This is a genomic window from Methylobacterium sp. C33D, assembly GCF_053345825.1.
The window spans coordinates 1-292 of the sequence record NZ_JBKFAV010000227.1; the positions used below are offsets into that span (position 1 = coordinate 1).

Here is a 292-nt window from a genome sequence, read left to right on the forward strand (position 1 = left end):
GCGGGCCGCCGGCGCTGGATATCGGCACGGCCGCGCTGGGCTGCGCGCTCGGCTACCTGGATCTGCGCTTCCCCGATCTCGCCTGGCGGGAGGGTCGCCCGGCGAACGCCGCCTGGTACGCGGCGTTCGCGCGCCGCCCGTCCATGGAAGCCACCGTGCCGAAGGCCTGAGGCTCCCGCCGCGCCGGGCCCCGCTCCGGCGGGGCCCGGTCGGCGAGCGCGTAGGGATGGGTCGATCCGAGCGGATCGGCGAGGAAGTCCTGGACCGTCCCGGCGCCGGTGCCGAAGGTGAT

At 76.7% G+C, this 292-nt stretch carries 1 pseudogene; it reads left to right on the forward strand.

From position 1 onward, the window contains the following. Nucleotides 1-170 (forward strand): annotated as a pseudogene (locus tag ACLBXO_RS32160) (glutathione S-transferase); the annotation flags it as partial. Nucleotides 171-292: the final 122 nt, after the last annotated feature.